At 47.8% G+C, this 17,702-nt stretch carries 19 protein-coding genes and 1 other annotated feature; of the genes, 10 read left to right on the forward strand and 9 right to left on the reverse strand.

What is annotated here, in order from left to right; genetic code table 11:
- The first annotated feature begins 155 nt into the window (after positions 1 to 155).
- Positions 156 to 671: an S-ribosylhomocysteine lyase gene (luxS, locus tag U0008_RS03895; protein WP_040047202.1), complete on the forward strand. Its 516-nt coding sequence runs from the start codon at positions 156 to 158 to the stop codon at positions 669 to 671.
- Positions 672 to 739: 68 nt separating this feature from the next.
- Here the strand turns inward: luxS and U0008_RS03900 are convergent, their stop codons facing one another.
- Positions 740 to 2,041: an HlyC/CorC family transporter gene (locus U0008_RS03900; protein WP_025801543.1), complete on the reverse strand. Its 1,302-nt coding sequence runs from the start codon at positions 2,039 to 2,041 to the stop codon at positions 740 to 742.
- 71 nt (positions 2,042 to 2,112) lie between these two features.
- On the reverse strand, positions 2,113 to 2,904 hold the full coding sequence (locus tag U0008_RS03905) for a cytochrome C assembly family protein (protein WP_025801542.1): 792 nt from the start codon (positions 2,902 to 2,904) through the stop codon (positions 2,113 to 2,115).
- Between the two features lie 167 nt (positions 2,905 to 3,071).
- On the opposite strand from U0008_RS03905, the gene ffh reads away from it, so the two are divergent.
- The 5 genes from ffh to rplS all read left to right on the forward strand — a co-directional run bounded on the left by ffh (position 3,072) and on the right by rplS (position 6,658).
- Positions 3,072 to 4,433 (forward strand): signal recognition particle protein, encoded by a 1,362-nt coding sequence (ffh, locus tag U0008_RS03910; protein ID WP_025801541.1) that lies wholly within the window; start codon positions 3,072 to 3,074, stop codon positions 4,431 to 4,433.
- A gap of 170 nt (positions 4,434 to 4,603) precedes the next feature.
- On the forward strand, positions 4,604 to 4,852 hold the full coding sequence (gene rpsP / locus U0008_RS03915) for a 30S ribosomal protein S16 (protein ID WP_025801540.1): 249 nt from the start codon (positions 4,604 to 4,606) through the stop codon (positions 4,850 to 4,852).
- Between the two features lie 18 nt (positions 4,853 to 4,870).
- Entirely contained in the window at positions 4,871 to 5,404 is a 534-nt protein-coding gene (gene rimM / locus U0008_RS03920; protein WP_040047199.1) for a ribosome maturation factor RimM, read from the forward strand.
- A gap of 66 nt (positions 5,405 to 5,470) precedes the next feature.
- Positions 5,471 to 6,238 (forward strand): tRNA (guanosine(37)-N1)-methyltransferase TrmD, encoded by a 768-nt coding sequence (gene trmD, locus U0008_RS03925; RefSeq protein WP_004090614.1) that lies wholly within the window; start codon positions 5,471 to 5,473, stop codon positions 6,236 to 6,238.
- A 63-nt stretch (positions 6,239 to 6,301) separates the two neighbouring features.
- Positions 6,302 to 6,658: a 50S ribosomal protein L19 gene (gene rplS / locus U0008_RS03930; RefSeq protein WP_004090612.1), complete on the forward strand. Its 357-nt coding sequence runs from the start codon at positions 6,302 to 6,304 to the stop codon at positions 6,656 to 6,658.
- Positions 6,659 to 6,796: 138 nt separating this feature from the next.
- Here the strand turns inward: rplS and U0008_RS03935 are convergent, their stop codons facing one another.
- The 4 genes from U0008_RS03935 to btsR form a co-directional block, all read right to left on the reverse strand.
- Positions 6,797 to 7,561 carry a DUF481 domain-containing protein gene (locus U0008_RS03935; RefSeq protein WP_040047198.1) on the reverse strand — a complete coding sequence of 255 codons (765 nt, stop codon included), beginning with the start codon at positions 7,559 to 7,561 and terminating at the stop codon, positions 6,797 to 6,799.
- 192 nt (positions 7,562 to 7,753) lie between these two features.
- Positions 7,754 to 9,097 (reverse strand): anaerobic C4-dicarboxylate transporter, encoded by a 1,344-nt coding sequence (locus U0008_RS03940; RefSeq protein WP_043491083.1) that lies wholly within the window; start codon positions 9,095 to 9,097, stop codon positions 7,754 to 7,756.
- Between the two features lie 179 nt (positions 9,098 to 9,276).
- Positions 9,277 to 9,630, reverse strand: coding sequence for a DUF2799 domain-containing protein (locus U0008_RS03945; RefSeq protein ID WP_043491086.1), 354 nt, complete (start codon positions 9,628 to 9,630; stop codon positions 9,277 to 9,279).
- 69 nt (positions 9,631 to 9,699) lie between these two features.
- Positions 9,700 to 10,416: a two-component system response regulator BtsR gene (btsR, locus tag U0008_RS03950; RefSeq protein WP_043491088.1), complete on the reverse strand. Its 717-nt coding sequence runs from the start codon at positions 10,414 to 10,416 to the stop codon at positions 9,700 to 9,702.
- Positions 10,417 to 10,664: 248 nt separating this feature from the next.
- Between btsR and U0008_RS03955 the strand changes: the two genes are divergently transcribed.
- Entirely contained in the window at positions 10,665 to 11,747 is a 1,083-nt protein-coding gene (locus tag U0008_RS03955; protein ID WP_281726529.1) for a 3-deoxy-7-phosphoheptulonate synthase, read from the forward strand.
- 5 nt (positions 11,748 to 11,752) lie between these two features.
- Entirely contained in the window at positions 11,753 to 12,874 is a 1,122-nt protein-coding gene (tyrA, locus tag U0008_RS03960; RefSeq protein ID WP_025801532.1) for a bifunctional chorismate mutase/prephenate dehydrogenase, read from the forward strand.
- Positions 12,875 to 12,936: 62 nt separating this feature from the next.
- On the opposite strand, the gene pheA is transcribed toward tyrA, so the two are convergent.
- From pheA to bamD, 3 genes are all read right to left on the reverse strand, one after another.
- Positions 12,937 to 14,088: a bifunctional chorismate mutase/prephenate dehydratase gene (gene pheA / locus U0008_RS03965; RefSeq protein ID WP_043491091.1), complete on the reverse strand. Its 1,152-nt coding sequence runs from the start codon at positions 14,086 to 14,088 to the stop codon at positions 12,937 to 12,939.
- 48 nt (positions 14,089 to 14,136) lie between these two features.
- Positions 14,137 to 14,262, reverse strand: a sequence feature (Phe leader region).
- A 129-nt stretch (positions 14,263 to 14,391) separates the two neighbouring features.
- Positions 14,392 to 14,745, reverse strand: a complete 354-nt coding sequence (gene raiA / locus U0008_RS03970) for a ribosome-associated translation inhibitor RaiA (RefSeq protein ID WP_025801530.1) — start codon at positions 14,743 to 14,745, stop codon at positions 14,392 to 14,394.
- Between the two features lie 324 nt (positions 14,746 to 15,069).
- Positions 15,070 to 15,807, reverse strand: a complete 738-nt coding sequence (gene bamD, locus U0008_RS03975) for an outer membrane protein assembly factor BamD (protein WP_043491093.1) — start codon at positions 15,805 to 15,807, stop codon at positions 15,070 to 15,072.
- 131 nt (positions 15,808 to 15,938) lie between these two features.
- On the opposite strand from bamD, the gene rluD reads away from it, so the two are divergent.
- Entirely contained in the window at positions 15,939 to 16,919 is a 981-nt protein-coding gene (rluD, locus tag U0008_RS03980) for a 23S rRNA pseudouridine(1911/1915/1917) synthase RluD (protein ID WP_025801528.1), read from the forward strand.
- Positions 16,916 to 17,650: a purine nucleoside phosphorylase YfiH gene (yfiH, locus tag U0008_RS03985; protein WP_043491095.1), complete on the forward strand. Its 735-nt coding sequence runs from the start codon at positions 16,916 to 16,918 to the stop codon at positions 17,648 to 17,650. Before rluD ends, yfiH begins: the two co-directional genes overlap by 4 nt.
- Positions 17,651 to 17,702 lie beyond the last annotated feature (52 nt).

Consider the following 17,702-nt stretch of genomic DNA (forward strand, 5'->3'; position numbering starts at 1 on the left):
AAGAAAAAGGCCACAATACCTGTGGCCAAAATAGCATCTCTGTAGCAGGGATGATGATAACAAATGCGCGTCTTTCATATATTCAGACTCGCTGAGTTAGAAAAGGTTTCATAAAACCGAAAAAAAATTCATTTTTTTTATGAGGAGGTGACGAAATGCCACTACTGGATAGCTTCACTGTAGACCATACGCGTATGGCGGCACCTGCGGTGCGTGTAGCAAAAAATATGAAAACCCCGCATGGCGACAACATCACGGTCTTCGATTTGCGTTTTTGTCACCCGAACCAAGAGATCTTGCCTGAGCGCGGTATCCATACTCTTGAACATCTATTTGCCGGTTTCATGCGCGATCATCTGAACGGTAACGGCGTGGAGATTATCGATATTTCTCCAATGGGCTGCCGTACCGGGTTCTACATGAGCTTGATTGGTACGCCTGAAGAGTCTCGCGTGGCTAATGCGTGGAAAGCGGCTATGGAAGATGTGCTGAAGGTGACTGACCAGCGTAAAATTCCTGAACTTAATGAATACCAGTGCGGAACCTATTCCATGCACTCATTGCAGGAAGCGCATGAGATTGCTCGCCATATCCTAGAGAAAGGTGTTGGGGTTAACCACAACGACGATCTCGCCCTGCCTAAAGAAAAACTGGCCGAGCTGCATATCTAGTCTCGTTTTCTCTAAACGCAAGACACAAAAAAGGCGCTGAATGCGCCTTTTTTAATGGGGGAATTGGGCTACGAGCTATAGCGCTCGCTGTCCTCATTGGTTTTCTTACGCGCCACTGACGAAACGCGAACCTGTTTAATCATATTGTCTTGCACATCAAGGATTTGGATATGATATTGGCCAATGTTGACGTGAGCGCCTGGCAGTGGAATATCTTCTAATTCTTCAAGCAGCATGCCGTTCATGGTGCGAGGACCATCTGCTGGAAGCGTCCAGTTGAATGCCTTATTGAGCTCACGAATATTGGCGGTTCCATCAACAAGCACAGAGCCATCACTTTGCGGCATAACCTCTTCAGCTAAAGAGGGGGACATCGACGTAGTGAAGTCGCCGACAATTTCCTCGAGGATATCTTCAACGGAAACTAATCCTTTGATATCACCGTATTCATCCACCACGATGCCCATTTTTTCTTTGTTACGCTGGAATTTGAGCAGTTGAACGCTGAGATGAGTACTTTCTGGAATGTAATAAATTTCGTCAGCGGCACGCAGTAAGTTCTCTTTATTGAACTCTTTCTTTTCAATCATCAGGCGGTAGGCTTCGCGCACACGCAGCATGCCAATCGAATCATCAAGTGAGCCGCGGTATAAGACGATGCGTCCGTGTGGTGAATGCGTCAGCTGGCGCAGGATTGATTTCCAGTCATCATTGATATCAATACCGACGATTTCATTGCGCGGCACCATAATGTCGTCGACGGTCACTTTTTCAAGATCCAAAACTGAAATCAGCATGTCCTGATTACGACGTGAAATCTGTGAATTGGATTCGTTCACGATAGACCGAAGTTCATCTTTACTCACTGCGTCGCTTGGATGCGCTGTGGCTCGGATCCCAAACATGCGCAGCAGAATGCGTGTAATGCCGTTTAGAAACCAAACTAACGGCATCATGATTTTTTGCAGCGGCAGCAATAACACACTGCTTGGGAAAGCGACTCTTTCGGGATTGAGCGCGGCAAACGTTTTTGGCAGCACTTCGGCAAACACTAACACCACGAAGGTCAGAACGCCGGTTGCAATAGCTACGCCTGCGTTTCCATACAAACGGATACCGACAATAGTTGCTAAGGCTGAGGCCAAAATATTGACGAGGTTGTTGCCGATGAGCACCAAACTGATGAGGCGATCGGGATGTTTAAGTAGTTTTTCAACACGACGAGCGGAACGTGATCCCTGCTTGGAGAGATGGCGGAGGCGGTAGCGGTTGAGTGTCATCATCCCTGTTTCTGAAGCAGAAAAATAGGCTGAGACAATGACCATAATTACCAGAATGGTAATCAGTGTACCCGTAGAGACGTGCTCCAAGGAGGTGTTCCTTATAACGATTGAACGGTTCACCCCGTGGTATCACGGGGTGAGCGAAAAAGGGAGGGGAGTTAGTTTACCATGACTTCCTGAAGAAGACGGCTGCCAAAATAAGCCATCGTCAGTAAAAATGCGCCCAGCAAGCTGAACCATACGACGCGGCGTCCACGCCAGCCTTCGCGGAAGTGCCCCCACAGTAATAAAACATAGACAAACCATGCCAAAATCGACAGTACGGCTTTATGCACGTTTTCTTTGCTGAATAAGTTATCCATGTACAACATGCCAGTGCACAGGGTGAGTGTGAGTAGCACAACACCGACCTGCGTAATATGAAACATTTTGCGTTCGATGCTCATCAAAGGTGGCATATCGGCGGTAAAGGTGAGTTTTTTGTTTTTCAGCAGATAGTCGAGCAGCGCAAGCTGTAGGGCATAGAGCGCAGCAATGATCAGCGTTGCGTAAGAGAACAGCGCCAGACCAATGTGAATCATCAGAGACGGCGTCGTTTCTAGATGGGTAATGAACTCCCCTGGAACGAAGCTGGCGAGCCCAAGATTAATCAAGGCAAAACTGTATACAATCGGCAGTAAAAACCAGCCACGGTCACGTGAGGCGACAACAGTCATCACAAAACAGATCATCAGGCTTACGATCGAACCAATGTTCAGTAAGCTAAGATTTTGTCCGGTGGTGACATCAAAAACGCGAGCCTGTAGTGCAACGGCGTGGCTGATGAGCGCAATAGCGGCGAACAAAAGCGCCAAGCGGCGATAGGCTCGGTTGTTTTGTACCAGACTCGGAATGATTAAGCCGAGGCTGAGTAAGTAGGAAATCATGGCCAATATGGCAAATGCAGGCATGGTGAATTTGGCATTATCAGAGTGAATTATGAGGCCAGTATAGCGTTAGCCGCGTCACGCTCCAACCAATCCGCGCAGCAAGGAGGAGAAAGGTGCCATCTTCGTGTTATACTCGCCGCCATCTACGTCGTCGCCTTGACGGCCAGTCTTAACGTTGAGCAGAAACAATGTTTGAAAATTTAAGCGATCGATTGTCGCGCTCATTGCGCAACATCAGCGGCCGCGGGCGGCTGACCGAAGAAAATATCAAAGACACATTGCGTGAAGTACGCATGGCATTACTGGAAGCGGACGTTGCGCTGCCGGTAGTCCGTGACTTCATCAATCGTGTTAAAGAAAGTGCCGTAGGGCACGAAGTGAACAAAAGTCTGACCCCAGGGCAAGAGTTCGTCAAAATCGTTAAAAACGAACTGACGAACGCCATGGGCGAAGTGAACACCGAGCTGAATCTCGCCGCACAGCCGCCTGCTGTTGTGTTGATGGCAGGTTTGCAAGGCGCGGGTAAAACAACCAGCGTGGGTAAACTCGGTAAGTTTCTTAAAGAGAAACATAAGAAGAAAGTGTTGGTGGTTTCTGCCGACGTTTATCGCCCAGCGGCGATTAAACAGCTAGAAACCTTGGCTCAGCAAGTGAGCATCGATTTCTTCCCGTCCGATGTTAAAGAGAAGCCAATCGAGATTGTTAGCCGTGCTTTACAGCATGCTAAGCAGAAATTTTATGATGTTCTGATCGTCGATACCGCGGGTCGTTTGCACGTTGACGAAGCGATGATGGACGAGATCAAACAGGTTCATGCCGCGATTAATCCGGTTGAAACGCTGTTTGTTGTTGATGCCATGACCGGTCAGGATGCGGCGAACACCGCCAAAGCCTTTAATGAAGCGCTGCCGTTAACCGGCGTGGTGCTGACAAAGGTCGATGGTGATGCGCGCGGTGGTGCGGCTTTATCTATTCGCCATATCACGGGTAAACCGATCAAGTTCTTGGGCGTGGGTGAAAAGACCGAAGCGCTGGAACCGTTCTACCCAGACCGTGTGGCTTCTCGTATTCTTGGTATGGGTGACGTTCTGTCGCTTATCGAAGATATTGAGAGCAAAGTTGACCGTGCGCAGGCCGAGAAGCTGGCACAGAAACTGAAGAAAGGTGATGGCTTCGATCTCACCGACTTTATGGATCAGCTTAAGCAAATGCGTAACATGGGTGGGATGACCTCAATGCTGGCAAAAATGCCAGGCATGGGGCAACTACCAGAAAACGTTAAATCTCAGATGGATGACAAACTCTTGGTGCGTATGGAAGCGATTATTAGCTCCATGACGCTGAAAGAGCGTGCCAACCCAGAAATTATCAAGGGCTCGCGTAAACGTCGTATCGCGCAGGGTTCTGGTATGCAAGTGCAGGACGTCAACCGTTTACTTAAACAATTTGATGAAATGCAGCGTATGATGAAGAAGATGAAGAAAGGCGGCTTGTCGAAAATGATGCGTGGCATGAAAGGTATGATGCCACCCGGATTCCCTGGTCGTTAATCCCTCCTTTTGCCTATTTTAGCAACTGCAACCGGGGCGTAAGTACGCTTTCGGTTGCTTTTCGCGCCAAAGTGAGTAAAATTTTCGGGCTTTTATGTTCGTTAAGAACAACAGACACCGGACTCCGTTCCTCGATGGGGTCTGGTGTTCTATTAACTAATGAGGATGTTATGGTAACAATTCGTTTAGCTCGTGGCGGCGCTAAAAAGCGTCCGTTCTATCAAGTAGTAGTAACTGACAGCCGTAATGCACGTGACGGCCGTTTCATCGAGCGTGTTGGCTTCTTCAACCCGCTGGCGGCAGGTCAGGCAGAATCTCTGCGTCTGGATCTGGATCGCGTAAACCACTGGGTTGGTTTGGGCGCTACTGTTTCTGATCGCGTTTCTGCGCTGATCAAAGAAGCTAAGAAAGCTGCTTAATCCGTTGCGGTGGTCACAATGAGCAAACAACTTACTAATCCCGTGGTACTCGGGAAACTGGGTTCTTCATATGGTATTCGCGGTTGGCTCAGAGTGTTTTCATCCACCGAAGACGCCGAAAGCATTTTTGAATATCAGCCGTGGTTTATCCAGCAGGCTGGTCAGTGGCAGCATGTCGAGCTAGAAAGCTGGAAGCGCCACAATCAGGATTTGGTTATCAAAATCAAAGGTGTTGATGACCGAGATGCGGCGAATGCGCTAACGAATCGTGAGATCGTAGTGGAAGAGTCGCAATTGCCAGAGCTAGAAGATGGCGATTATTACTGGAAAGACCTTATGGGCTGCCAGGTAGTCACCACTGCTGGATACGAGCTGGGTAAAATCATCGATATGATGGAAACCGGTTCTAATGACGTCATGGTCGTTAAGGCAAACCTGAAAGATGCATTCGGTATCAAGGAGCGGTTGATTCCGTTCCTCGACGGGCAGGTAATCAAGAAAGTCGATCTCACTACTCGCATTGTTGAAGTAGATTGGGATCCTGGTTTTTAACCTCCAATTATTGGAAGGCGTGTAGCATCCGTTGTTGAAAGGGTATGGCGCTATGTGGATTGAGTTATGTGGATCGGTATAGTTAGCTTATTTCCTGAGATGTTCCGCGCAATCACTGATTACGGGGTAACTAGCCGGGCTGTTAAGAATGGCCTGCTAAGCGTGCAGTGCTGGAGTCCACGAGACTTCACGCACGATCGGCATCGTACCGTTGATGACCGTCCTTATGGCGGTGGTCCGGGGATGTTGATGATGGTGCAACCTTTACGGGAAGCTATCCACGCTGCAAAAGCAGCGGCAGGCGAAGGGGCGAAAGTGATTTATCTCTCGCCGCAGGGTCGCAAACTTGACCAGCAAGGTGTTTGCGAGCTGGCAACAAACGAGAAGTTAATTCTGGTTTGTGGTCGGTATGAAGGTATAGATGAGCGTGTAATCCAAACCGAAATTGATGAAGAATGGTCAATCGGAGATTACGTACTTAGCGGTGGTGAGCTTCCTGCTATGACGCTGATTGATTCTGTCTCACGGTTTATTCCGGGAGTTTTGGGTCATCAAGCTTCAGCAGAAGAAGATTCATTTGCCGACGGACTGCTGGATTGTCCGCACTTTACACGCCCTGAAGTGTTAGAAGGCATGGAGGTACCGCCGGTTTTACTGTCGGGAAATCATGCAGAGATTCGTCGCTGGCGCTTGAAGCAGTCGCTGGGCCGTACCTGGCTTAGAAGACCTGAACTTCTAGAAAGCCTAGCTCTGACTGACGAGCAAGCGAAGCTGTTAGCCGAGTTCCGCAAGGAATATCGTCTAGAACAGCAAGACCATGAAGGGAACGTTTAAGCGACTTGTTTATCAAGGCTGAACGACCCGATATATCAGTTTACCTAGGGTAAGAGACATATTATGAGCAACATTATTAAACAGATCGAACAAGAGCAGATGAAGCAAGACGTACCTGCATTCCGTCCAGGTGATTCTCTGGAAGTTAAGGTATGGGTCGTTGAAGGTTCTAAAAAACGTCTGCAGGCATTCGAGGGCGTGGTTATTGCAATCCGTAACCGCGGTCTGCACTCTGCATTCACTGTTCGTAAGATTTCTAACGGCGAAGGTGTTGAGCGTGTATTCCAGACTCATTCACCAGTAATCGACAGCATTACTGTTAAACGTCGTGGTGCCGTTCGTAAAGCTAAACTGTACTACCTGCGTGAGCGTACCGGTAAATCAGCTCGTATCAAAGAGCGTCTGGGCGCTAAAGCGTAAGCAACATCCAAACGTTATTAGTTTTAAAGGGGTTAGCATTGCGCTAGCCCCTTTTTTTATGGCTGTTATCGCATGATTAAATGGCACAAAAAAGCCCGCTGCTAAGCGGGCTTTTTCTATTGAGTCACACAGTTATTTTTACAGATTGTATCGCAGGGTAATCGCTGTAGACGTGTCGGTTTTCTTTGGCGCACTGGCCGGAGGCTCGGTGTTGTACACCACGTTGTATGAAAGACGCAGAGAGAAGTCGTCATTGATCCCAACGTTTAGTGCGGTTTCCGAGTTGACCGTGGTGTCATCGTTGGCCATAACAGAAACACCCTGCGTGAACTGCGTATTTTTGGTGAGCTGGTAAGCGTAGTTGCCTGCCGCATAGGCTAATGCCTGAGTCTCACGCCCACCGCCATGATATTCGTCGTGACGAACACCCGGACCAAATTCTACGCGCAGGTTTTGCGCTGGCGTTGCCAGCACTTGGCGGCCGTAACCTAAGGTTCCCGTTGAGCGGGAATCATAGCCAGCATAGCGGTCGTTAATCCAACTACCTTGACCAAAAATATAGTTGTCAGGGCTAAGGTTATAACGTGAACGAGCACCTGCCTGATATTTCTCTGAAGAACGAGTGTCGCCTGATTTAGTGTTATTTGCTGTTCCCCACAGGCTATAGGCTGTTTCGGGATTAAACCAAGTCATTGTGGTGTTAGCCAGCAGGTTCGAGCTCTCAGAGTTTCCTGATTGAGAGTTATAACCCGCTTGAACATTACCGTCGAAACTCTTCTTCGCCGTTGTTGGATCATCCATCGCGGTGAATAGCGAGGTATCAGCAAAAGCAGCGGAGCTAGTTAAAGCAGACAATATAGACAGGCACAGGGGCATTGCGCGGTATGCGCGTGTAGAAAGCATGATGGTTCCAGTAACGAGATAATGCCAAAGTTGACAAGCGTCACATTATAGCGGGTCGTCTGCTGGCTCAGAATGGGTTCATTTAGCTTATTTTTTGTATTTTCGCCAGCAGGTTATGCTCTTTATTTATATGCGAGCAATAGCCTGTGGAGGAACCGGTATTTGCTGTGGCAAATACCGGTTAGCTGAAAACTACATGAAGGATGTGACGAGCACATAGCCAACGATACAGGAGGTGATTACGCCAATAAAGCCAGGCAGGATAAAGCTATGGTTGATGATGAATTTACCGATTTTGGTGGTGCCGGAACGGTCGAATCCAATACAGGCTAAGTCGCTTGGGTAGGTCGGTAAAACAAAGTAGCCATAAGCCGCTGGGAAGAAGGCAATGAGCATCTTCGGATCGACACCAAGTTGCAGACCCATTGGTGCAATGGCGGTTAAAGCCGCTGCTTGGCTGTTGACGAGCTTAGAAACTAAGAACAGCACCAGAGCATAAGTCCATGGTTGGGACTTCACCACATCCTCGAGAACAAGCTTAAGGTCCTGCATGTGTGCTTGGAAGAACGTATCGCTCATCCATGCCACACCGAATACTGAGAAGATGGCAACCATACCGGCTTTGAATACGGCACCGCTTGAGATATCGGCAGGTTTCACCTTGCAAGCCATTAAGATGATGGCCCCAGCGATGAGCATCATCATCTGGATAACCAGATTCATCGACAATGGCTTCATTACGCCTTTCATTTCATAGGATGGACGTAATTCAGAGAACGCTCCTAGCAGAACTACCACTAAGATTGCGGCGAAAAAGATCCATGTAGACCAGTAGGCGCGTTTGTCGAATTTCTGGTTCAGCAAGGTTTCGCTGTTGCCATAGATAAACTCACGCTGTTTGGGATCGCTGATTTTTGCCTGAAATTCAGGATCCTTATCCAAATCTTTACCACGACGCAGGCTCCACAGGGCAGCCACAATAACGCCACACAGCGAGGCAGGAACGGAGATTGCCAATATTTCTAGAATGCTATAGGCGTGGCCAATTCCGTGAGCGGCACCCAAAATGGAGACGAGGGAGACAACGGCGACAGAGACTGGTGATGCGGTGATTGCCATTTGTGATGCGACCGAGGCCACGGCCATCGGGCGTTCTGGGCGAATACCTTTCTTTAAGGCGATATCGGAGATGATCGGGAACATGGTGTAAACCACGTGGCCGGTACCGCAGAGGAAAGTCAGCGTCCATGTTGTTAATGGCGCTAAAATCGTGATGTGCTGTGGATGTTTGCGCAGCAACCGTTCTGCAAACTGCATCATCACGTTCAGGCCACCTGCGGTTTGTAGTACAGAAGCGCAACCGATGACGGCAAGGATGGTTAGAATAACTTCAACCGGTGGTTTACCGGGTTCAAGGCCGAAAATAAAGGTTAAACAGAAGAGTCCAATCCCACTGATGAGACCGAGTCCCATCCCGCCGTAGCGCGTCCCCAGTAATAAACAAAGAATAATTATCGCAAATTGTAGCGTTATCATAAGTTCCCTTTTAAAAATTAACCCAAAAGTACTAGGGTTAATATCTATGAGCTTTATGTGCTAATCTGCGAATGAGATCTCTGTTTATAAAAACCAGTGAAGCAATTTCAAATAAAATTGATCTAAATAAACATACTGATATATATCCATTCTAGCGTGTTGCTTTTTATTGTTTCCTACTATCGAGGTAGCGTTTTATTTATCCCTTGCTGCCATCTAAGACGTAATTCCGCAATATTTACGGCGCTATCACAGCTGGCAGGGAAAGGCTTTCCTTGTGCTCCCCACTGTTCAATAGCGAAAGATTGGCACAGCTGATGTGCACCATGGTTGTAACCGTCTAAATAGGCGGCCCGCTCAACGTCAGGGTTTCCATACCATTCCGTCAACGCGTCATTATCGCGCACGACTTTCCCCGTGCTAGCATCTTCAAAACCGGCGTTAAACCACATTGAGCCTTTATCCACGCCACCCGGATACTGCGTACAGGCTGAAAGGGCAAGACACAAAATAAAGATATGATTTCTTATCATCACGCACCTTCATTGGGAGAATGATTTGGGGAAAATGAAATAGACCGTCTTTATAGTAAAGTGTATTTATTACGTAATTCCCAAGCGTTCTTTTAAGTTTTTCAGATAGCGGCGGCTGACTGGAATTCTTTTTCCCGTGTGGGTTATCACTTCGGCGGAGCCATTATCCAAAAGCTGAATTTCGCTGAGGCGATCCGCATTGACCATGTATTGACGATGGCAGCGAACAAAGGGCGTTTTTTCTTCCAGCGTTTTGAGCGTGAGTTGCGTATATCCGCTTTGGTGGATCCCTACAACGTGGATACCACTAAGCTCGGATGAGAGGTATTCAACTTCATCGAGCTTGAGCAGGAAGATGCGGTTTAATCCGTGGCAGGGAATGTGCTTAAGTTGGGGTTCACTAAATGGCTGTAAATTTTGTTTTACATTAATGCCTTTTTGCAAGCGTTCCAGCGTCTTGCTCAAACGGCTGTTATCAATTGGCTTAAGCAGATAATCGAAGGCGTGTTTTTCAAATGCCTGAATAGCGTACTCATCAAACGCGGTAACAAAAACGATGTACGGCATGGTATCGGGATCGAGCATAGAGACCAATTCCAAGCCGCTAATGCGTGGCATTTGGATATCAAGAAAGATCACATCCGGCTGGAGTTTATGAATAGCCGGAATCGCTTCCAGCGCGTTGCTGCACTGGGCTATCACCTCAATACTGGCGTGTTTGGTTAATAGCTCATTAAGCTCGTCGCGCGCGGGTTGTTCGTCGTCAACAATGATGACTTTAAGCATGTGTCCTCCATGATGTAACCGCCATTTTATCATGCTTAAACCATCGGCCTTCATGGCAATAGCAAAACTGGGCGTTGCCTCAAATTTTGTTGAGAAGTGTAGTGTAAAGTTTACGGTAATTATTTCTTTACACTAATGGGTTGAAAACTTTACATGGCATGATATGGTGTTTCTCAGACGCACTCACGCAAGCAGTAAAGATTCAAATCATCACGAGCGTCATCACTCAATTAAGGGCAGGTACTATCATGATTATGCAAAAAGACGCATTAAATAACGTGCACATTAGCGACGAACAAATACTGATCACGCCAGAAGAATTAAAAAATCGCTTTCCACTGAGTTCACTGCTGCAAGAACAGGTCGCGGCTTCTCGTCAGGACATTGCGAATATTTTGGAAGGTAAAGATCATCGTCTGTTGGTTGTTTGTGGCCCTTGTTCTATTCATGATACTGATGCTGCTCTTGATTATGCCCGTCGTTTGCAGTCCATCTCAGCTGAGTTGCGTGACCAGCTGTACATCGTGATGCGCGTGTACTTTGAAAAACCAAGAACGACTGTGGGCTGGAAAGGCTTGATTAACGATCCTCACATGGACGGCTCGTTTGACGTTGAAGCTGGTTTTATCAAAGCACGTGAACTGCTCTTGAACTTGGTTGAAATGGGGCTGCCATTGGCAACTGAAGCATTAGACCCTAACTCACCACAGTTTTTAGGCGATCTATTTAGCTGGTCGGCGATTGGTGCCCGCACCACGGAATCACAAACACACCGCGAAATGGCCTCTGGGCTGTCGATGCCGGTTGGCTTTAAAAATGGTACCGACGGTAGCTTGGGAACCGCTATCAATGCAATGAAAGCGGCTTCTATGACGCACCGTTTTGTTGGGATCAACCAATCAGGACAGGTTTGTTTACTGCAAACTCAGGGTAACCCACATGGCCATGTCATTTTGCGCGGTGGTAAAACGCCAAACTACTCTGCGGAGCATGTGGCAGAGTGCGAGATCCAAATGCAAAAAGCAGGATTACGCCCTGCGCTGATGATCGACTGTAGCCATGGCAATTCAAATAAAGACTTCCGCCGCCAATCGGCGGTAGCTGAATCAGTTATTGAGCAAATTAGTGCCGGAAATCAGTCTATTATTGGTGTTATGCTAGAAAGTAATATCTTTGAAGGTAACCAAAGTTCAGAGCAGCCACGCAGTGAAATGAAATACGGTGTTTCGGTAACAGATGCCTGCATTGATTGGGGAACAACGGATACGCTGCTGCGTGGTATGCATCAAAAACTAGGCGCAACGCTACGCAACCGTAGCGCAGGAGAATAAGCATCATGGTGGCGGAACTAACCGCATTGCGGGATCAAATCGATGAAGTTGATAAGGCATTGCTGGATTTATTAGCGCGCCGTCTACAACTGGTAGCCGAAGTGGGAGAAGTAAAAAGCCGCTATGGTTTACCGATTTATGTTCCTGAACGTGAAGCATCAATGCTGGCATCTCGCCGTAAAGAAGCTGAGCTGTTAGGTGTGCCACCCGATCTGATTGAAGATGTCCTACGGCGCGTAATGCGTGAGTCTTACTCCAGTGAAAACGACAAAGGCTTTAAAAGTTTAAAGCCAGATTTACGTCCCGTTGTCATTGTTGGAGGCCGAGGCCAGATGGGGCGTCTCTTCGAGAAAATGCTGCAACTCTCTGGCTATGAAGTGCGCATTCTGGAACAAGATGACTGGCCGAAAGCCGAAGTGCTATGCGCAGATGCAGGCATGGTTATCGTGAGTGTGCCAATCCATCTCACCGAGCAGGCGATTGCGCGCTTACCAAAGCTTCCTGCCGACTGCTTATTAGTGGATCTGGCATCGGTTAAAAATAAACCGTTGCAGGCCATGCTCGCTGCACATCGTGGCCCTGTATTAGGTTTGCACCCGATGTTTGGGCCTGACGTGGGCAGTTTGGCAAAGCAGGTAGTGGTTTATTGCGATGGCCGCCAGCCGGAAGCTTACCAATGGCTGTTAGAGCAGCTGCAGGTTTGGGGGGCGAGACTCCATCGTATCAGTGCCGTTGAGCACGATCAGAATATGGCGTTCATCCAGGCGTTACGTCACTTTGCGACTTTTGCTTATGGCTTACATTTGGCAGAAGAGAATGTTCAGCTTGAACAGCTGTTGGCGCTTTCGTCTCCGATTTATCGTTTAGAACTGGTGATGGTTGGGCGGCTGTTTGCGCAGGATCCGCAACTCTATGCGGATATCATCATGTCATCAGAGAACAATTTGGCGCTGATTAAACGTTACTATCAGCGATTTGGTGAGGCCATCGCCCTGCTTGAAAGCCACGACAAAGCGGCGTTTATTGATAGCTTCAAGAAAGTGGAGCACTGGTTTGGCGATCATGCCCAGCATTTCCAAGCGGAAAGCCGAGCGCTGTTACGTCAGGCTAATGATAGCCGGAAATAGTCACGTAGCCATTTAGATATCAAAAGCCTGCTTATGCAGGCTTTTGTGTTTTATACAGGAGATCAAACTGGAACGATATTTTCACTCGGATAGCACCCGAGTGTTTTCAGTGAACGCGTGATCGCTTGCAAATCTTTCAGTGCTGCTTTCATTGCCGCATCATTGGCATTGGCCTGTACATCCAGATAGAACATCTCTTCCCAAGGGTTACCGTTGATCGGGCGAGACTCCAATTTCGTGATAACAATATTGTGCTCACGAAAGACTAACAGCGCTTCTACCAACGCACCTGATTGCTGCCCCGTCGCCATAATCAGCGTGGTTTTTGCTGGAACCTGAGAGGTGACATCAATGGCCTTACGCGCGAGAACGATAAAACGCGTGATATTTTGTTGCTGGTTTGCCAGATTTTGTTCCAGTGGTTGCAGGCCATAAAGCGAGCCACCAGCTTCACTGCCAAGTGCAGCTGCATGCGGTGAGTTGAGCGCAGCAACTTTCTCCATTGCCGCAGCGGTGCTTTCACAGTATTCAATTTTCCACTGAGGATAGGCATTAAGGAACTGGCTGCATTGCTGGAATGGCTGAGGATGGCTGTAAACCGTTTGAATATCACTGAGGCGTGTCTCACCGGTGACTAGCACGCAATGATCGATAGGAATGGTGAGCTCACCAACGATAGACAGACTGGTGTGTTGCAGCAGGTCGTAAACGTCGTTGATTGAGCCTGAACTGGTATTTTCAATCGGCAACACGGCAAAGTCGGCTTGACCAGTTTCAACATGATTGAAGATATCCTGAAAACGATGGCATCCACACTCAATCAGCTGTTCGAAATGACGCGCGGCATATTGGCGAGCGGCGAGGTGGGAGTAAGAACCCTTTGGTCCTAGGAAAGCGATACGAGCAGACTTTTGGGTGGTGTGATTGTATTGATGTTGGAGCAGTGCCTGCTGGGTTAAGACGGAGTCTTCGATGATGAGCTGGAATAAACGAGTGATATAGTGACCATCAAGATTAAGTGCTTTTCCTTGTTCGGTCAGAGAGTTCAATAGCTCTCGCTCGCGCTCTTTATCTCGAATCGGACGATGACTTTTTTGTTTAGCTCGAGCGACGGCTTCGGCGAGCTCACGGCGTTCGCTCAATAGCGCCAGTAATTTGCTATCGACGGCGCTGATCCGCTCACGTAATGCCAGTAATGGGTTATCTGTTGTCATATCGAGCCTTTCTTATCGTGTATTGAAGTTGAGTTTGTAAGCGTGGAAATGAAAAAAGCCCCCCGATTGGGAGGCTTTTTTGTTTTTCTTCGCATGCTTTCTTTATACGGAAAAACGCCTCCCAATCAGGGGAAGGTAAAAAAGAATGCGAAGAGAAACAAAGATTGAGTCATGTAAAACGCCTGTCGTAGTGGTTAGTGATGAGAGTAAAATCAGAACTTAACTTACCTGTGTTACTTTTGGCCTGTCAACAAAAAACGCGCCTCCTGGCGCGTTTAGTCGATGAGTAACTGGGGGAGGGATTTATTCTACGTCTTCCTCTGCTAAGTCGGCCTCTTCTAGGTTAGCTTCTTTGACACTGGTACTTGCGCGACGCGCTTCACCTTTATGTTGTACTTTATTGAGCTGACGTTCGAGTTTAGCAATCAGTTCGTTGATGGCGGCATACATGTCTTCATGTTTTGCGCTGGCAATCAACTGTCCGTTAGGCGTATTAATCGTGGCATCGGCAACATACAATTTTGGCTCTTTAGACAAAATGATATGCGGGTTAATCAGATGCGTTTGCCATTTTTCCAGTTTACTTAGACGGTCCTCGACATGTTGACGAATGGCAGTGGTGATTTCCATTTGCTTACTGGTGATACTAATTGTCATATACATACCTCTCAGTCTTTTCCGTCTTGGTAATTTTAGAATAACGCCGTTTTCAAGAAAGTGTGAGACTAAAATCACGAATTTTTGTCACTTTTTGCAAAGATAAGTCGATTTGTGATTTTTAATAAGACATGGCGATTTAGGGCTTGAGTCAGGCCGGAAGAACAAGCATAGTGGGGAAATCGGGACAGAAAAAACGGCTAAGCTCCGGCTTTGCTACGGCCTAAAAATTACATTATTGATCGCCGACGTTTTCACTCCTGCAGATCAAATACAAAAAAGGCAGCCACTGGCTGCCTTTTTGCTGTTTAACAGGATGAGCTGTTACGCTTTTGCTGAGTTATCAGCAATAATTTTGGCGACTTTGTCGGCCTGTGCGGTCAGGTTCATCTGTTTGTACGCATTTTCCATCAACGGTAATGCATCACGCGTTGCCTGAGTATCAGGATAGTTACGCAGCATCATCTCTACACGGTTAACAACAGCGACGTAAGCACCGCGTTTGGTGTAGTATTGTGCAACGGACAGCTCATATTTTGCCAAACGGTCTTTCAGGTAGACAAGGCGTTTGGTGGCATCTGCGCTGTACTGACTATTTGGATAGCGCTGTACCAGCTGGCTAAAATCACGGAATGCCTGACGGGCATGCTCCGGATCGCGGTCAGAACGGTCAACACCGAAGAATCCCTGAAGTGCACTGTCATCCAAAGCCATATCAGTTAGGCCGCGCATGTACAGGACATAATCAATATTAGGATGTGTTGGATTCAAACGCATGAAGCGGTCGATAGACGCCTGAGCCATTGGCAAATCAGCTGATTTGTAATAGGCGTAGATCAGATCCAACTGAACCTGCTGAGAATAAGGCCCGAACGGATAGCGGTTGTCTAACGCTTCCAGTTGCGTAATAGCGGCTTTAAAGTTACCGTCCTGCAACTTTTGCTGAGCGGTAGCATAAATTTCTGAAGGCGGATTATCAGGTACCGCATCTTTGGAACTGGAGCAACCTGCCAGCGCCAGGCTCAACGTGGCGGCAGCCACCAGATATTTCATACGCGTCATGACGTTTTGATTACCCTTTTTGTGTTGTTCCGGGAGACTCTCCGTTAAGCTCCCGACAAAGACCAGCTACAATAGCACATTATTTTAAACGGCAACGCCGAGAAAACCCAACGTTAACGAAAGAAACCCATATGGCACAACAAGTAGAACTAACCGCAACGGTGACGGAATCACAGCTTGGTCATCGTTTAGATCAGGCTTTGGCCGAATTGTTCCCTGATTATTCACGATCTCGTATAAAAGAGTGGATCCTTGACGATCGCGTCAAGGTTAACGGGAAAATTATCAACAAGCCAAAAGAAAAAGTGCTCGGTGGCGAAGAAATTGCCATTGATGCGCTAATTGAGGAAGAAGCTCGCTGGGAACCGCAGAATATTCCATTAGATATCGTTTATGAAGATAGCGATATTTTGGTGATCAATAAACCGCGAGACTTAGTTGTTCATCCAGGAGCCGGTAATCCTGATGGCACGATCCTGAATGCTTTACTGTATTACTATCCAGAAATTGTAGACGTACCGCGTGCGGGTATTGTTCATCGTTTGGATAAAGATACTACGGGTCTGATGGTGGTGGCTAAAACCGTTCCTGCTCAGACGCGTTTGGTTGAGGCACTACAGGCACGTGAAATTACGCGTGAATATGAAGCGGTAGCAATTGGTACGATGACGGCGGGCGGAACGGTGGAAGAGCCTATTTCACGCCATCCAACCAAACGTACTCACATGGCCGTTCACCCGATGGGGAAACCTGCGGTGACGCATTACCGCATTATGGAGCATTTCCGTGCTCATACACGTCTGCGTTTACGCTTGGAAACCGGCCGTACTCACCAGATCCGCGTGCATATGTCGCATATTAGCCATCCGCTGGTAGGCGATCCTTTATATGGTGGCCGTCCACGTCCACCAAAAGGTGCTTCGGAAGAGTTTATTACCATTTTGCGTGGCTTTGATCGTCAGGCACTGCACGCAACGATGCTGCGTTTATACCATCCTATCAGCGGTATTCAGATGGAATGGCACGCGCCATTGCCTCAGGATATGGTTGATTTGATTTCAGCATTGCAGGCCGATACTGAAGAGTTCAAAGACGAAATGGATTGGCTATGAGTGTGTTGATCACACCTTTGTGGCCAGCACCAAACAACGTTGTTGCTTTTAACACCACCCGAAAGGGTGGGGTTAGCGTTCATCCCTATGATGCTTTAAATCTGGGGACGCACGTGGGTGATGATGTCACTGTTGTGGCAGAGAACCGCCGCCGGTTGAAGGAGATTATCGTTGCGCCAACGGAACCATTTTGGTTAGAGCAAGTACATGGCACTCGCGTTTTGCGTTTAGATGAGAATAGCGATCGCGCTGATAATCAGGCCGATGCCTCTTATACTAATATCGCTGGGCAGGTTTGTGCGGTAATGACCGCTGACTGCCTGCCTGTTCTCTTTTGTAATCGTCAGGGAACAGAAGTTGCCGCTGCGCATGCTGGCTGGCGCGGTTTATGCGACGGCGTATTGGAGCAAACGCTGGCATGCTTTGATTCGTCTCCAGAAGATATTCTTGCTTGGTTTGGTCCTGCGATTGGCCCGACTGCTTTTGAAGTTGGGGGCGAGGTTCGCGAAAAGTTCATTGAGCAAGACGCCGATGCGGAACAGGCTTTTACTCAGCATGGCGAAAAATATTTAGCTGATATTTATCAGTTGGCTCATTTACGCTTGCGTCGTGCTGGTGTTCAGACGATCACAGGTGGTGATCTCTGCACCGTCAGCGATAAATCGCGTTTCTTTTCTTATCGTCGCGAGCCCGTTACCGGGCGAATGGCTGCGTTGATTTGGTTTCGATAGCCTTATTTTTTAAGGCTTTTGTTATTCATTTAGTTTCCTTTCCAAAAACTGT

It is taken from the genome of Hafnia alvei (assembly GCF_034424155.1).
Taxonomy (GTDB): Bacteria; Pseudomonadota; Gammaproteobacteria; order Enterobacterales; family Enterobacteriaceae; genus Hafnia; species Hafnia alvei.

Coding starts and splice junctions, on each gene's coding strand:
- raiA (WP_025801530.1), bottom strand. CDS start 14,745: ATGACAATTAGTATCACCAGTAAGCAAATGGAAATCACCACTGCCATT.
- btsR (WP_043491088.1), bottom strand. CDS start 10,416: ATGCTTAAAGTCATCATTGTTGACGACGAACAACCCGCGCGCGACGAG.
- rplS (WP_004090612.1), top strand. CDS start 6,302: ATGAGCAACATTATTAAACAGATCGAACAAGAGCAGATGAAGCAAGAC.
- rluD (WP_025801528.1), top strand. CDS start 15,939: ATGGCACAACAAGTAGAACTAACCGCAACGGTGACGGAATCACAGCTT.
- yfiH (WP_043491095.1), top strand. CDS start 16,916: ATGAGTGTGTTGATCACACCTTTGTGGCCAGCACCAAACAACGTTGTT.
- U0008_RS03905 (WP_025801542.1), bottom strand. CDS start 2,904: ATGCCTGCATTTGCCATATTGGCCATGATTTCCTACTTACTCAGCCTC.
- tyrA (WP_025801532.1), top strand. CDS start 11,753: ATGGTGGCGGAACTAACCGCATTGCGGGATCAAATCGATGAAGTTGAT.
- bamD (WP_043491093.1), bottom strand. CDS start 15,807: ATGACGCGTATGAAATATCTGGTGGCTGCCGCCACGTTGAGCCTGGCG.
- U0008_RS03955 (WP_281726529.1), top strand. CDS start 10,665: ATGATTATGCAAAAAGACGCATTAAATAACGTGCACATTAGCGACGAA.
- rpsP (WP_025801540.1), top strand. CDS start 4,604: ATGGTAACAATTCGTTTAGCTCGTGGCGGCGCTAAAAAGCGTCCGTTC.
- luxS (WP_040047202.1), top strand. CDS start 156: ATGCCACTACTGGATAGCTTCACTGTAGACCATACGCGTATGGCGGCA.
- U0008_RS03935 (WP_040047198.1), bottom strand. CDS start 7,561: ATGCTTTCTACACGCGCATACCGCGCAATGCCCCTGTGCCTGTCTATA.
- pheA (WP_043491091.1), bottom strand. CDS start 14,088: ATGACAACAGATAACCCATTACTGGCATTACGTGAGCGGATCAGCGCC.
- trmD (WP_004090614.1), top strand. CDS start 5,471: ATGTGGATCGGTATAGTTAGCTTATTTCCTGAGATGTTCCGCGCAATC.
- U0008_RS03940 (WP_043491083.1), bottom strand. CDS start 9,097: ATGATAACGCTACAATTTGCGATAATTATTCTTTGTTTATTACTGGGG.
- U0008_RS03945 (WP_043491086.1), bottom strand. CDS start 9,630: ATGATAAGAAATCATATCTTTATTTTGTGTCTTGCCCTTTCAGCCTGT.
- ffh (WP_025801541.1), top strand. CDS start 3,072: ATGTTTGAAAATTTAAGCGATCGATTGTCGCGCTCATTGCGCAACATC.
- rimM (WP_040047199.1), top strand. CDS start 4,871: ATGAGCAAACAACTTACTAATCCCGTGGTACTCGGGAAACTGGGTTCT.